Raw genomic sequence first — 14,497 nt, forward strand, 5'->3', positions numbered from 1 at the left:
CGTGTCTCGCCGGGTCACACCCGGACCTGCTCCTCCCCCGTCTGCATGCCCTCCGTGCCCTGCGCCGGCGTGTCGTCCGCGGGGAGGCTGTCCATGAAGGAGCTGACGGAGAAGACCGCGCGGCCGGGGCCGGGCGGGCCGTAGCCGGGCGGGGAGGACAGGCCGAAGTCGTCCATGGTCTGCCGGTAGGCCTGGAGTAGCCGGATGTGGTACTCCAGCGGCGCGCCCTGCGGGTTGGCCTTGCCGAGCGGGGTGGTGGGCTCCGGGCACCAGGTGGTGAAGCGCGGGGTGATGCCGTGCGACATGAAGAAGCGCAGGCCCTCCGTGGTGGAGGCGATGGCCTCGTCGACGGTGGTGAAGCCGAACGGCTCGGCCATCTCCACGCCCGCCACGAAGTTGGGGATCACGTTGCGCGCGCCGAACACCTCGGCGGAGTCCAGGATGCGGCGGTGCCACTCGTCCCGGCCGACGTAGCGCTCCTTGCCGGGGCAGTACAGCTCGAACAGCCGGCGGTCCCACACCTCGAAGTTGGGGTGGTAGATCTGCACGCCGTAGTCCTTGAACCGCTGCACGTCCGCCTTGGGCAGCGCCTGCGCGACGACCTTGCCGATCCAGCGGCCCGGGAAGCGCTCCTCGATGGCCTTGGCGTAGTGGCCGTAGAAGTCGGCCTCGTCCCGGCCCGCCACCTTCGACGTGATGGCGCCGCCGGTGAGGGTGTAGGCCGTCGACGCCTTCTGGGTGTCGTACCGGTCGATGATCTCCAGCGCCTCCAGGACCTCCTCGACGTCCTTGACGCCGGTGTAGGGCCGGCCGGCGGCCTTGTGCTGGCGCCAGTTGTGGTTGATGTCGCAGTACTGGCACTCCTCCTTGGCGCCGAAGTACTGGCAGACCCGGAAGACGGTCAGGTAGATCAGGTAGCCCCACTGGATGGTGGGCGCGACCTCCATCACGGACTTCCCGTTGGAGAGGGTGTGCCGGTAGTACTCGGGCATCGGCGGCACCCCGACGTCGGCGATGCGCCTGCCGTCCAGGTACAGCCCGAGCAGCCCTTCCTCGTCGGCGGCGACCCGGTACGGCGAGGCGGGGTTCACCCGGACGGAGACGACCGTGCGCCTCAGGCCGTACGGGCCGCCCGTCAGGATGATCTCCTCCGGGGGCCGGCGCAGCGCGGCCTCGCCCAGCTCCGGCAGGGTGCCGTGGTCGAAGGAGAAGATGAAGTACGACTTCGGTTTGACGTCCCCGGCCGCCTCGTTGGCGGTGTCGCTGAGTGCGGATTCGTCGAAGGCGACACCGCCCCGGAGCAGGTCCTCCTTGAAGACGGCCTCCCGCGGCACCCCCGGGAACCGCTCCATCAGATCCTCGACCAGCGCGGTACGACTGCCCATCCGTCTGTCTCCTCCCGGCTCAGGCGTACGCCTCTCACCGTATGCCCCCGCCGCCGGCGCACCGGTGCCGGGGTCCCGGCGATCCTACCGGTACGCCCCTTTCGACCACCTTGGCGCGGAATTCGCCAGGGTGCCGTCGCCCAGCCCGGCCGGCGCGCTCGGGCCGTCGGCGCGTTCAGGCCGTCCGGTCCAGTTCCGCCGGGTCGACCGCGTGCAGCAGCCCGTCGCCCGCCGCGAGGCGCTCGGCCTCCTCCACGACCGCCCGCCCGAGCCGGGCGACCTCGTTGCCCTGCGAGCCGGCCAGGTGCGGGGTGACGAAGGCGTTCGGCAGGTCGTACAGCGGGGAGCCGGCGGGCAGCGGTTCGGGGTCGGTGACGTCCAGCACGGCGCTGAGGCGTCCGGCGCGCAGCTCCGCGATCAGTGCGTCGTGGTCGACCAGGGAGCCGCGCGCGGTGTTGACGAGCACGGACCCGGTGGGCATGAGGGCGAGTTCCCGGGCGCCGATCAGATGGCGGGTCCCGGGGGTCTGCGGGGCGTGCAGCGTCACGATGTCGCAGGTGCGCAGCAGCTCGTCCAGCGGCAGCAGCGGGACGCCGAGCCGGGCGGCCTCCGTCGCGTCCACGTACGGGTCGGCGAGCGTGACCGCGAGGTCGTACGGGCGGAGCAGCCCGAGCAGGCGGCGGCCGGTCCGGGAGGCGCCGACGACGCCGACGCGGCGGCCGTGGTTGCCGATGCCCGGCAGGATGCCGTCGTAGGGGAAGGCACGGCGGTCGCGCAGCCGGTCGCGCTGGGCGAAGACGTCCTTCCCGGCGAGCAGGATCACGGCCAGGGTGTACTCGGCGACGGGCACGGCGTTGGCGGCGGCGGCCGAGGAGACGGCGATGCCCCGCTGCCACACCTCGGGCGTGGTGAACCCCTTGACCGAGCCGGCCGCGTGCAGCACGGCGCGCAGCCTCGGCGCGGCGTCCAGGACGGCCGCGTCCAGGCGCGGACAGCCCCAGCCGGTGATCAGGATCTCGGTGCGGGCCAGCACCTCCCGCACCCGGGCCCCGGTGAAGTCGTCTGCCACCAGGGCGGGGTCGACGTCCACGCACGCGCGCAGCCGGGCCAGCAGCTCCGGCGGGAAGACGAGCGGCACGTTCCGGGCCGTCATGGCGAACAGCGCCTGGGGACGCTCGGGCAAGGAAGGGGCCTTCCGGCTCGGTGACGCTCGGGCAGCAACCGGCCTCCACGGTAGGCGGCGCCGGATGAGAGGGTCAACGCAGACGCAACGCTCCAGGGAAGGACGCAGGCATGGCTGAGACCGCGGGGACGAGGGGGACTACGGGCTCGACGGAGACCACGGGGACCACGGGGACCGGTGGGTCCGGGGCGGGCGCGGTCACCAACTGGGCACGCACCGTCACGTACACGGCGCGCGAGGTGCACCGTCCGCGCACGCCGGAGGAGCTGGCGGCGCTGGTGGCGGGGAACACACGGGTGCGGGTGCTGGGCAGCGGGCACTCCTTCAACCGGATCGCCGACCCCGGACCGGACGGCGTCCTGGTGTCCACCGCGGGGCTGCCGCAGACGATCGACGTCGACACGGCCGCGCGCACGGTCCGGGTGGCGGGCGGGGTCCGCTACGCCGAGCTGGCCCGCACGGTCCACGCGCACGGTCTCGCCCTGCCCAACATGGCCTCCCTGCCGCACATCTCGGTGGCCGGTTCGGTGGCGACGGGCACGCACGGCTCGGGTGTGACCAACGGCCCGCTGGCGTCGGCGGTCCGCGAGGTGGAGATGGTCGCCGCGGACGGCACGACCGTGCGGATCGGCCGGGACGACGCGCGGTTCGGCGGTGCCGTCACCTCCCTCGGCGCGCTGGGTGCCGTCACCGCGCTCACCCTCGGCCTGGAGCCGGCGTACGGGGTGGAGCAGCGGGTCTACACCGAACTTCCCCTGGACGGCCTGGACTTCGAGGCCGTCGCCGCCGCCGGGTACAGCGTGAGCCTGTTCACCGACTGGCGGCGGCCGGGCTTCCGGCAGGTGTGGGTCAAGCGGCGCACGGACCGGCCGGCGGTGGACTTCCCGTGGGCGGCGCCCGCGACCGGGCCGCTGCACCCGGTGCCGGGCATGCCCGCGGTGAACTGCACCCGGCAGCTCGGGGTGCCCGGGCCGTGGCACGAGCGGTTGCCGCACTTCCGGGCCGAGTTCACGCCGAGCAGCGGGGAGGAGATCCAGTCGGAGTACCTGCTGCCGCGGCCGGCGGCCCTCGACGCGCTGCACGCGGTCGACGGCATCCGGGACACGGTCGCCGGGGTGCTGCAGACCTGCGAGGTGCGGACGATCGCCGCCGACACGCAGTGGCTGAGCCCGGCCCACGGACGGGACTCGGTCGCGCTGCACTTCACCTGGGTGAAGGACGAGGCGGCGGTGCTGCCGGTGGTGCGCCGGCTGGAGGAGGTGCTGGAGCCGTTCGGCCCGCGCCCGCACTGGGGGAAGGTCTTCCGGACCCCGCCGGCCGTGCTGCGCGAGCGGTACACGCGGTTCGCGGACTTCCGGGACCTGGTCCGCGCCCTGGACCCTTCGGGCACCTTCGCCAACGCCTTCGTGCGGGATCTCCTCGACCACTGAGGGCCGTTGGCCCGGGGGCACTTCCTCCAGCCCCTTTCCGAACCCCTTGTCGAACGTCCCTCCCCGCCCCTAGCCTGACGACCGCGCCGGTGCCGGAGCCGCCCCGGCCCGCACGGGAGGGGAGGGGCAGCCGCGTGAAGCGCACCTCACGTGACATCCGCACCGCGAACCGCTACGAGGTGCTGCGCCAGATCATCGCCGAGTCCCCCACCTCCCGTCAGGAGCTGGCCGCGGCCACCGGGCTGAGCCTCGCCACGGTGGCCACGCTCGTCGGCGAGCTGCTGGACCTCCGCATGATCACCGAGGTCGGGTTCGAGGACTCGGCCGGGGGCCGCCCCCGGGGGCTGGTCGCCGTCAACGCGCCGGGGGGCGCGCTGGTCGGCGTGGACATCGCCGAGACGTACGTCCACGTCGAGCTGTTCGACCTGGCGCTGAACGTGCTGGCCCGCGCCGACGAGGACATGCGGCCCGGCGAGAGCCGGCCCGAGCAGGTCGCCGGGCACGTCGCCGCCGCGGTCGGCTCGGTCGTCGCCCGGGCCGGCGTCGAGGCGGCACGGGTGCTCGGTGTCGGGGTGAGCGTGCCCGGGCAGGTCGACCGGGACACCGGGGTCGCCGAGTACGCGCCCAACTGGGACTGGCACGACGTGCCGCTGCTCGCTCTGCTCGCCGAGCGCGTCGCCCACCCTCTGTACCTGGACAACCCGCTGCGCGCCTGCGCGGTGGCCGAGCTGTGGTTCGGGGCCGCGCGGGGCCGCGGGGACGCCGTCGTGGTGAACCTCGGCACCGGCGTCGGCGCCGGTCTGGCCCTCGGCGGCGGCCTGCACCGCGGGGTGAGCAACAGCGCCGGCGAGTGGGGGCACACCACGCTCGTGCTGGACGGCCGGCTGTGCCACTGCGGCAACCACGGCTGCGTGGAGACGTACGTCGGCGCACCGGGCATCATGCAGAACCTGCGCGAACTCGACCCGCGCTCACCGCTGCTGCACCCCGGGGACCAGACGGCCACCGTCGACGCGCTGGCCCGCGCGGTCGCCCAGGACGACCCGGTCGCGCTCAAGGTCGTCCGGGACACGGCCCGTTACCTCGGCGCCGGCATCTCCGACCTGATCAACCTCCTCAACCCCGAAGTGGTCGTCCTCAGCAGCTGGGTGGCCTCCCGGCTGGGCGAACCGCTGCTCGGGGAGGTCCGCCGGGCGGTCGCCCGGCACGCCCTGGGCCGGCCGCTGGCCGCCACCGAGATCGTCCTCTCCCCGATCCCCACCGACCCGGTGTCCCTCGGCGCGGCCACGTTCGCGCTGGAGGGGGCGCTCCAGTGCGTCGGGCAGCGGGCCGGCGCCAGGCGCACCACCGCACCCGCAAGGAGCCGTACCGCACCGCCTTCGTGACGACGGAAGGGATGCACGTGTCTCACCTCCACACCTCCGGCCCCGCCGGACGAGGCGTCGGGCAGGTGCCTGGACGTCAGCGGACAGGCGACGGCCGACGGCCGACGGCTCCGGGGTGAGCATCCCCCTGCCCCGCCTGATCCTCACGCCGACCGCCGTCCCGATCCCGCCCCTGCCGTTCCTGGTCAGGGGCTGAGTTAGGAGACCGATGTCTTCCCACACCCGCACCGACTACGTCGAGGACGTCTCCCCGGGGTCCGGGGCGCTGCCGCCGCGCGCCTGGTACGCGTCCTCCGACGCCGCGTCCCTCCCGCTCGGCGGACCCTGGCGCTTCCGGCTGTCGGACACGGCCGACGCCCGGGACGACTCCTTCGCGGCGCCGGGGTACGACGCCGGTGACTGGGCGGAGCTCCAGGTCCCCGGCCACTGGGTGCTCCAGGGCCACGGCTCCCCCGCCTACACCAACCACCTCTACCCGTTCCCGGTGGACCCGCCCCGGGTGCCGACCGAGAACCCGACCGGCGACCACCTGCGCGTCTTCGACCTGCCCGCCGACTGGCCGGCCGGCGGCGACGCCGTGCTGCGCTTCGACGGCGTGGAGTCCTGCGCCCGGGTCTGGCTGAACGGCACCGAGCTGGGCGAGTTCAAGGGCTCCCGGCTGCCGCACGAGTTCGCGGCCGGAGCGCTCCTGAGGACCTCGGGCAACGTGCTGGCGGTGCGCGTCCACCAGTGGTCGGCGGGCTCGTACCTGGAGGACCAGGACCAGTGGTGGCTGCCGGGCATCTTCCGGGACGTCACCCTGCTGCACCGCCCGGCGGGCGGCGTCCGGGACTTCTTCGTGCACGCCTCCTACGACCACGCGTCCGGCACGGGCACCCTGCGCGTCGACTCCGACGTGGCGGGCCGGGTGACCGTCCCGGAGCTCGGTGTCGACATCCCGGCCGGCGAGCCGGTGACCGTCCCGGTGGAGCCGTGGACGGCGGAGACGCCGAGGCTGTACGACGGCGTGCTGGCCACCGAGGGCGAGCGGGTGCCGCTGCGCATCGGCTTCCGCACGGTGGAACTGTCGGACGGCCTGATCAAGGTGAACGGCCGCCCGGTGCTCTTCAAGGGCGTCAACCGGCACGAGTGGCACCCGGAACGGGGCCGGGCCCTCGACCTCGCGACCATGCGCGAGGACGTGCTGCTGATGAAGCGGCACAACATCAACGCCGTCCGCACCTCCCACTACCCGCCGCACCCGGCCTTCCTGGACCTGTGCGACGAGTACGGCCTGTGGGTGATCGACGAGTGCGACCTGGAGACGCACGGCTTCACCGAGCAGGGCTGGCGGGACAACCCCGTCGACGACGACCGCTGGACCCCCGCCCTGCTGGACCGGGCGGCCCGCATGGTCGAACGGGACAAGAACCACCCCTCGGTCGTCATCTGGTCGCTCGGCAACGAGGCCGGCACCGGCCGGGGCCTGACCGCGACGGCCGAGTGGATCCACGCCCGGGACGCCTCCCGGCTCGTGCACTACGAGGGCGACCGCACCTGCCGTGACACGGACGTCTATTCGCGGATGTACGCGAGCCACGCCGAGGTGGAGCGGATCGGCCGGCGCCTGGACGGCGGTCCGCTCAAGCGCCGCGCACTGCCGTTCATCCTCTGCGAGTACGCGCACGCCATGGGCAACGGCCCCGGTGGACTCGCCGACTACCAGCGGCTGTTCGAGGCCCACGAGCGGCTCCAGGGCGGCTTCGTGTGGGAGTGGATCGACCACGGCATCGCCCATCCCGGGCTGGGCTACGCCTACGGCGGCGACTTCGGCGAGGAGCTGCACGACGGCAACTTCGTCTGCGACGGCCTGCTGTTCCCGGACCGGCGGCCCTCCCCCGGCCTCGTCGAGTACAAGAAGGTGATCGAACCGGTCGCCGTCACGGGCGACGGCACGGCCGGCACGGTCCGTGTCACCAACAAGTACGACTTCGCGGACCTGTCGGCGCTGGCCTTCTCGTGGTCGTACGAGGTCGAGGGCGAGACGGTGGACTCGGGCAGGCTGCCGGTGCCCGCGCTGGCGCCCGGCGAGTCCGCCGAGGTGAAGCTGCCCGCCGTACCCCCCGGTGCCCCGGCGGGCGAGGCGTACTGGACCGTCCGGGCGGTGCTCGCCTCCGGCACCGCGTGGGCGCCGCGGGACCATGTCGTCGCCTGGGGCCAGCTGCCGGTGTCGGCGCGCCGGACGCCGTACGTCGCCGCGACCGCGCGCCCGGCCCCGGGTGACGGGGTGATCACCCTCGGCCCGGCCGTGTTCGACGCCCGCACCGGGGCGCTGCGGACGATCGGCACGGTGCCGGTCACGGAGCTGCGCCTGGACGTGTGGCGGGCCACCACCGACAACGACGACGGTGCCGCCTGGCAGGGCGACCCGCGCTACGGCCCGCTGTGGCGCAGGCTCGGCCTGCACCGGATGCGGCACCGCCTGGACGCGGTGGAGGCCGGCGAGGACGCCCTGACGGTCCGCACCCGGGTGGCGCCGGCCGCCCGGGAGCTGGGCCTGTCGACGGTGTACCGCTGGACGTCGGACGGGGACCGGCTGCGGCTGACCGTGACCACCGTCCCGGACGGCGACTGGACCGTCCCGCTGCCCCGTCTCGGCATCCGCTTCCGGCTGGCCACGGCCGACCTGGTGCGCTGGTACGGCGGCGGGCCCGGCGAGGCGTACCCGGACACGCGCACGGCGGCCCGGATCGCCCGCTGGCAGTCGACCGTGGACGAGCTGCAGACGCCGTACGTCCGCCCCCAGGAGAACGGCGCCCGGATCGACGTCCGCTGGGCGGAGCTGGGCGGTCTGCGCGTCGAGGGCGACCCGGCGTACTGGTTCACCGCACGCCGCTGGACCACCGAGCGGCTGGACGCGGCGGCCCACCGCACCGACCTCGTGCCCGGCACCGGCTCCGCCGCGGGGGTGTGGGTCAACCTCGACCACGGCCAGCACGGCATCGGTTCCCAGTCCTGCGGTCCGGGTCCGCTGCCCCGGTACCACCTGCGGGCCGAGCCGGCGGAGTTCTCGTTCGTCTTCTCCGCGCCGATCGGCTGAGTACAGTACGCGCGTGGCAGCCCAGCCCTACAACCGCCGAGTCCGCCTGGTGGTGGAGGTACGCGACGAGCCGGACGAACGCGAGCTGGCGGCCGAGGTGTTCTCCGCCCAGGAGGGCTGGCGGGTGCGCCCGGCCCGGGACACCGACGCGGTCGGCGCGGACGACGGTTACGCCGCCCTGGTCGTCGACGTCCCGCTCCGGGGTTCCCGCCTCACCGCCCGGTCCACGGCGGTCGAACGGCTGACCCGGCTGGCGTCCCGGCGCCAGCTCGACGTGTGGGTGCGCGAGGCCACCCTGGTCCGTCCGGGCGCCGCCGAACCGGTGACGACGTACCACGTCCACCACAAGGTGCCGGACGACGCCGGGCCGGTCCTGCGGTGGCTCGCCGAGCACTGGATCGCCGTCGGCGGCTGGGACGTCGGGCGCACCCTGCACCTGCGCGGCCCGCACACGCAGGAGCAGCGGGACCAGGCACAGGCCGAGCTGGCGGGCCGCACCCTCGGCGGGGCGCCGTTCGACCCCGAGGCGCACGACCTGCGCAGGTCGATCGGGCCGGCCCCGCGCGACGGCCGGGCCGGCCCACGGCGCACGTCGCTCACGATCGCGCTGGGCTGTCTGGTCGCGTTGGCGTGCCTCGCCGCCGGGATCGTCGTGGGCGCCTACGCGACGCCCTGGCGGTTCCCGGCCCTGCTGGTACCGGCGGCCCTGTGCCTGCCGGTGGGCCGGTGGGTGACCTCCAACGAACCCCGGCCGTGGCTCGTGGCGCTGGGCTGCGGGGCCGTCCTCACCGGCGGCCCCGCCTTCCTGGGCTTCCTGTGGGCGGACTCCGGCGACATCGGCGTCCGCCGCCAGCTCGCCGCGTTCGCCGTGGTCGCGCTCATCGCGTTCACGGTGTTCGGCCTGTGGTACGCGCTGAGCGCGTCCTGGTTCAGCCGCAACATGCAGTGGTTCCTGCCCGTGCTCGCCGCACCCGTGCCGTTCGTGATGCCGTGGGCCGGGTCCTTCCTGCACGCCATGTATCTGGAGGATTTCTTCGGCATCCCCGTGGACTCGGTGCACGTGGCCTTCTACTGGCAGTACGCGGTGGCGTTCCGGCCGCTGGCCACGGCGGTGGGCTGCGGCCTGGTGCTGCTGGCGCTGGGCGGCTGGGCCCGGCACTTCCACCTCCAGACCGGTGCCACCGGACTGGTGCCGTGGGTGCTGCCGCTGATGCTGGTGGTCGCGGTGCTCACGGTGGCGGTCGGCGCGCTCAACGGCGTGGGCGAGGCCGCCGGCCGGACGATGGACGCGGTACGGGCCGGCCGGCGTCCGCCCGCGTACTTCGGGCTGCGCGGCGAACTGGTCTGCGTCAGGCCGCTCGACGCCAAGGTGCCGGTCGTCAACGGCCCGGTGCCCGTCCGGCACCCGGTGCTGTCCTTCCAGGCGAGCGGGGACACCGTCTGGCTGTGGGACCCCGACCCCGCGCGCGGCACGGACACCGCCCGGCACGCGCTGCGGCTGCGCGCGGAGGACGTGGCGCTGGTGCGGGCCCGGGGCACCCGCTGTTGACACCTCGCCACCTAGGAACTCTAGGCTGCTACCTAGGTTCCCAAGGGAGGTGGGCGGTGGCCCGGGTGGGAGTGACCGTCGAGCGGCTGGTGGTGGCGGCGGCGGAGCTGGCGGACGAGGCCGGCTTCGACCACGTCAGCATCTCGGCGCTGGCGCGCCGCTTCGGCGTCAAGGACGCGAGCCTGTACTCGCACGTCCGCAATCTCCAGGACCTGCGCACCCGGCTCGCCCTGTACGCGGGCGGCGAACTGATCGACCGGATCGCGGCAGCGGTGGCCGGCCGGTCGGGCAAGGAGGCGCTGCGGGCCTTCGCCGGCGCCTACCGGGACTACGCCCTGGAGCACCCGGGCCGGTACGCGGCGACGCAGATCCGCATGGACCAGACCCTCGTCGCCGACTCCCCCGCGCTGCGCCGCACCGCGCAGATCACCTACGGCATGCTGCGCGCCTACGGCCTGGCGGAACCGGATCTGACGGACGCCGTGCGCCTGCTGCGCAGCACCTTCCACGGCTACTGCCTCCTGGAGGGCGCGGGCGGCTTCGGCGCCGACCGGGACGTACGGGCCTCCTGGGACAAGGCCGTCGACGCCCTGCACCTCACCCTCGTCCACTGGCCCCGGGAACAGGACGACGGCCGCTGACACGCCGTCCCACGCCGTCACGGGCCACTCGCCGGCCCGCTCGCCCCGATGCCGCTCTCCAGCGCGCGGACATCGGCGTAGGAGCCGCGATGTCGGTCACCGCGTCCAGGGCCGCGCCCAGCGCCCGCCGGTACAGCAGCGAGCCGAGGCTGACGCGGCGCACGCCCAGTGCGGCGAGGTGGCCGAGCGGGGGCCCGGTGGGCGAGTAGAGGACGTTGAGGGGGACGGCGGTGCGCCGGACGAGGGCGGCGATGCGTTCCGGGTCGGTGACGCCGGGCACGAACACCCCGTCGGCGCCCGCTTCCTGGTACGCGTCGAGCCGGCGCAGGGTCTCCCGCTCGTCGCCGTCGCCCGACCAGTGGGTGTCGGTGCGGGCGTTGACGAACAGGTCCGGCACGGCCGCCTTGACGGCGGCGATCTTCGCGGCGTGCCGGTCCGCCGGGCCCAGGCCGTCCTCCAGGTTGACGCCGACGGCACCGGCGGCCCACAACTCGCGGGCGAGCCCGGCCACCTCGTCCGGGTCGTCGCTGAAGCCGTCCTCGGCGTCCACCGACAGGAGGTACGGCCCGGAGCCGAGGGTCAGGGCGAGACGCACGGTGTGCTCGCGCGTCGCGCCCTCCCCGTCGGGCCGCCCCACGGCCGCCGCGACCGCCAGGCTGGTCGTGCCGATCGCCGGGAACCCCCGGGCGGCGAGGGCGGCGGCCGTGGCGTGGTCCCAGGCGTTGGGCAGCAGCAGCGGCTCGCCCGGACGGTGGTGGAGTGCGGCGAAGGAGGGGACGGGAGCGGGCTCGGCGGTCATACCGCCATGCTGTACCCCGGTCGCTTCGGCGCCCGCCGAAACGACCGGCACCGCCCCCGCCGCCTCACCGCCGCCTCACCGCGGCGCCACCGACCAGGACGGACCGGCGGACGCCTCCTCCACCACCGTGAACCGGAAGGCGACGGCCGGTCCCCCGGACCAGCCCACCCGCACCTCGTGGCCGTGCTCGTCGCCGTCCGTCCGCACGGACACCAGCTCCGCGGGCGGCAGCGGGTCCGGCTCCCCGGTGAGCCGGGCGAGCGCCACGAAGAGCGTGGCCGGGCCCTCCCCGGTCACCCCGGTCAGCTCCGCAGACAGGCCGGTGACCGGGGTCAGCTCGGCGCGCAGGCCCGTCCCGCCCGGCCAGCCCGTCACCCGTACCGGCGTGCCGGACGGCGCGCCCGCCACCAGATGGGCCCGCACCTCCATCGCTCCCCGGACCGCCACCACAGTGGTGACGGTGATCCCGGCGCGCACGGTGTGCCGGGAGGCGATCCACCCCGCGCCGGTGCCGAGCGGCTCGATCCCCGTGCGGCCCGGATCGCCGTCGACGATCACGCTGTTGTCGTACGACGGCACGGGCGCGGTGGCGGTCGAGTAGGCGAGCCGGGTGTAGTAGGGGTCGTAGCGGACGTCCTCGCTGCCGTGGTTGTGCAGCCGGACCACGCCGTCCGAACGGGTCGTCTGGAGCAGCCAGTTGGGGGCGGGCACGGGGTGTGCCGCGTCGGCGCGGTCGGCCGGTCCGGGTTCCTCGCGTGCCGTCCACACCTCGTGCCCGGGCGGCAGCAGCAGGCCGAGGAAGCCCTTGCTCGCCCAGTACGGCGAGGCGGGGCCCGAGTAGGTCTGCGCGACGGACGCGTCGGGGCCGAGCCAGCCGAGCGGCAGCAGGCCCCGCTCGTCGACCGCGCCGCCGTCGAGGAAGTACCGCAGCGCTCCGGAGGCCAGCCGCCGGGTCTCGCCCGGGGGCAGCGGGGTGTGTCCGGTCAGGGCGCCGAGCCAGAGCGGGGCCGTCGTCGCGAAGCGGTAGGTGAGGGAGCGGCCCTGGTGCACGGGGGCTCCGTCGGCGCCGAACAGGCGGGCGTGGTCGGCGAGGTGGCGGGACAGCCGCCGGCCGTAGCGGGCGAGCAGGTCGCCGTCGTCCGCCAGCCAGGCGTGCAGGACCGTGTACAGGTGCAGGGCCCAGCCGTTGTAGTAGTCGAACTTCCGGCCGTCGCCGTCCGTGTACCAGCCGTCGCCGACGTACCAGCCCTCGACCCGTTCCAGCCCCCGGTCGATCGCCGTGCGCGCCGCCTCCTCCCGGTGGCCGGTCTCGGCGAGGAAGCCGCCGACGGTGACCGGGAACAACTCCCAGTTGCACGGCCAGGGTTCGGCGGTGAGCGCGTCCGCCAGCCAGGCGGCGGTCCGCTCGCGGACGGCGTCGTCCAGGCGGTCCCACAGCAGGGGCCGGGTGAGCCGCAGGGCGAGCGCGATCGAGGCGGCCTCGACCAGCGGCTGGCCGCGGTCCGTGATCCGGGGCCAGACCCCGCCGGGCCCGGCCGCGAGACCGTCGGCGTACCGGCCGAGCGCGGTCTCGTCACGGCGGAACGCGGCCAGCAGCAGGGTGCGCGCGTACCCTTCGAGGCCGTCGGAGAGGCGGCCGGCGTGGCCCACGTGGTCGCCGGGCAGGTGGTAGAGGGCGCGGTCGGGGGTGGCGTACGGCTCGACGGCGGCGAGCAGGGCGTCGGCGGCGGCCTCCCAGTGGGCGCGGGTGTAACCGGTGTACGGGCTCGACTCACGGTCGTCGGCGGGCAGTTCGATCACGGGTGACTGTCCTTCCTCACGGGACCCGGGGCACCCCGGTTCCGGTCGGGGCGTCCCGGGGGCTCATCCACCCTTACCTCACCCGCGCGACCGGGCGGAAAGCCCTTTCTCCGTTCCTTCGGCTAGCGTCGTGACATGACCAGCCACACCTCCCCCAGCCGCCCCTCCCCCCTCCTCGCCGACGCCCTCGCCGCCGGGGCCGTCGTGCTCGACGGCGGCATGTCCAACCAGCTGGAGTCGGCCGGGCACGACCTGAGCGACGAGCTGTGGTCGGCACGGCTACTCGCCGAGCGGCCGGAGGCGGTCACCGAGGCCCACCTCGCCTACTACCTCGCGGGCGCGAGCGTGGCGATCACCTCCAGCTACCAGGCCACCTTCGAGGGCTTCCGCAAGCGGGGCATCGGCCGGGACGAGGCCGCGCGGCTGCTCGGGCTGAGCGTGGAACTGGCCCGGGAGGCGGCCCGGAAGGCCCATGGAGCGGGTGTCGCGCGCCCGCTGTGGGTGGCCGCCTCGGTCGGGCCGTACGGGGCGATGCTCGCGGACGGCTCCGAGTACCGGGGCCGGTACGGGCTGGGCGTGGACGAGCTGGAGCGGTTCCACCGGCCCCGGATGGAGGTGCTGGCCGCCGCCGCGCCGGACGTGCTGGCGCTGGAGACCGTGCCGGACGCCGACGAGGCCGCCGCGCTGCTGCGGGCGGTGCGCGGGCTCGGGGTGCCGGCCTGGCTGTCGTACACCGTCGAGGGGCTGCGGACGCGGGCCGGGCAGCCCCTGGAGGAGGCGTTCGGGCTCGCCGCCGACGCCGACGAGGTGATCGCGGTCGGCGTCAACTGCTGTGCGCCGCAGGACGTGCGGGGCGCGGTGGAGATCGCGGCGCGCGTCACCGGCAAGCCGGTCGTGGTGTACCCCAACAGCGGGGAGGCCTGGGACGCGCGGGCCCGGGCCTGGCGCGGGCGCACCACGTTCGGCGCCGGGCAGGTCGAGGCGTGGCGGGAGGCGGGCGCACGGCTGATCGGAGGGTGCTGCCGGGTCGGACCGGAGGCCGTCACGGGGATCGCCGGAGCGCTCGCCGCGTAGCGCGCCCGACCCGGGCTCCGGCGCCGGACGGGGTGCGTCCGTGGGCGCGGGCACCCGGGGCCGGGGTTCCGCGAGACGGACCCCGACGCGGCCGACGCCCGCGCGAAGACGGCTCTGGCTGATCGGAGGATGGTGCCGGGTCGGACCGGAGGCCGTCACGGGGATCGCCGGA

10 protein-coding genes are annotated in these 14,497 nt (G+C 74.9%); 6 read left to right on the forward strand and 4 right to left on the reverse strand.

Annotation, left to right across the window (positions count from 1 at the left end):
- Positions 1 to 14 precede the first annotated feature (14 nt).
- Positions 15 to 1,385, reverse strand: coding sequence for a radical SAM protein (locus AB0947_RS00525; RefSeq protein WP_366748075.1), 1,371 nt, complete (start codon positions 1,383 to 1,385; stop codon positions 15 to 17).
- A gap of 175 nt (positions 1,386 to 1,560) precedes the next feature.
- Positions 1,561 to 2,568, reverse strand: coding sequence for a hydroxyacid dehydrogenase (locus AB0947_RS00530; protein WP_366748076.1), 1,008 nt, complete (start codon positions 2,566 to 2,568; stop codon positions 1,561 to 1,563).
- Positions 2,569 to 2,678: 110 nt separating this feature from the next.
- Between AB0947_RS00530 and AB0947_RS00535 the strand changes: the two genes are divergently transcribed.
- From AB0947_RS00535 to AB0947_RS00555, 5 genes are all read left to right on the forward strand, one after another.
- Positions 2,679 to 3,998, forward strand: a complete 1,320-nt coding sequence (locus AB0947_RS00535; RefSeq protein WP_366748077.1) for an FAD-binding protein — start codon at positions 2,679 to 2,681, stop codon at positions 3,996 to 3,998.
- Positions 3,999 to 4,132: 134 nt separating this feature from the next.
- Positions 4,133 to 5,383: an ROK family transcriptional regulator gene (locus tag AB0947_RS00540; protein WP_366748078.1), complete on the forward strand. Its 1,251-nt coding sequence runs from the start codon at positions 4,133 to 4,135 to the stop codon at positions 5,381 to 5,383.
- A 208-nt stretch (positions 5,384 to 5,591) separates the two neighbouring features.
- A complete protein-coding gene (locus AB0947_RS00545) occupies positions 5,592 to 8,462 on the forward strand; it encodes a glycoside hydrolase family 2 TIM barrel-domain containing protein (RefSeq protein WP_366748079.1) in 2,871 nt (956 codons plus the stop codon).
- Positions 8,463 to 8,475: 13 nt separating this feature from the next.
- Entirely contained in the window at positions 8,476 to 10,011 is a 1,536-nt protein-coding gene (locus AB0947_RS00550) for a hypothetical protein (RefSeq protein ID WP_366748080.1), read from the forward strand.
- Positions 10,012 to 10,067: 56 nt separating this feature from the next.
- Positions 10,068 to 10,652, forward strand: coding sequence for a WHG domain-containing protein (locus AB0947_RS00555; protein ID WP_366748081.1), 585 nt, complete (start codon positions 10,068 to 10,070; stop codon positions 10,650 to 10,652).
- Here AB0947_RS00555 and AB0947_RS00560 read toward each other — a convergent pair.
- Complete coding sequence (locus AB0947_RS00560) at positions 10,609 to 11,451, reverse strand: isocitrate lyase/phosphoenolpyruvate mutase family protein (protein ID WP_366748082.1); 843 nt, start codon at positions 11,449 to 11,451, stop codon at positions 10,609 to 10,611. The genes AB0947_RS00555 and AB0947_RS00560 overlap by 44 nt on opposite strands.
- A 75-nt stretch (positions 11,452 to 11,526) precedes the next feature.
- The gene (locus tag AB0947_RS00565) at positions 11,527 to 13,248 is read right to left on the reverse strand and encodes a DUF2264 domain-containing protein (protein WP_366748429.1); all 1,722 of its coding nucleotides are present in this window, start codon (positions 13,246 to 13,248) and stop codon (positions 11,527 to 11,529) included.
- A 138-nt stretch (positions 13,249 to 13,386) separates the two neighbouring features.
- Between AB0947_RS00565 and mmuM the strand changes: the two genes are divergently transcribed.
- Entirely contained in the window at positions 13,387 to 14,325 is a 939-nt protein-coding gene (gene mmuM / locus AB0947_RS00570; protein WP_366748083.1) for a homocysteine S-methyltransferase, read from the forward strand.
- The last annotated feature ends 172 nt before the right edge of the window (positions 14,326 to 14,497 follow it).

This window comes from Streptomyces sp. NPDC047841 (assembly GCF_040704085.1).
Taxonomy (GTDB): Bacteria; Actinomycetota; Actinomycetes; order Streptomycetales; family Streptomycetaceae; genus Streptomyces; species Streptomyces argyrophylli.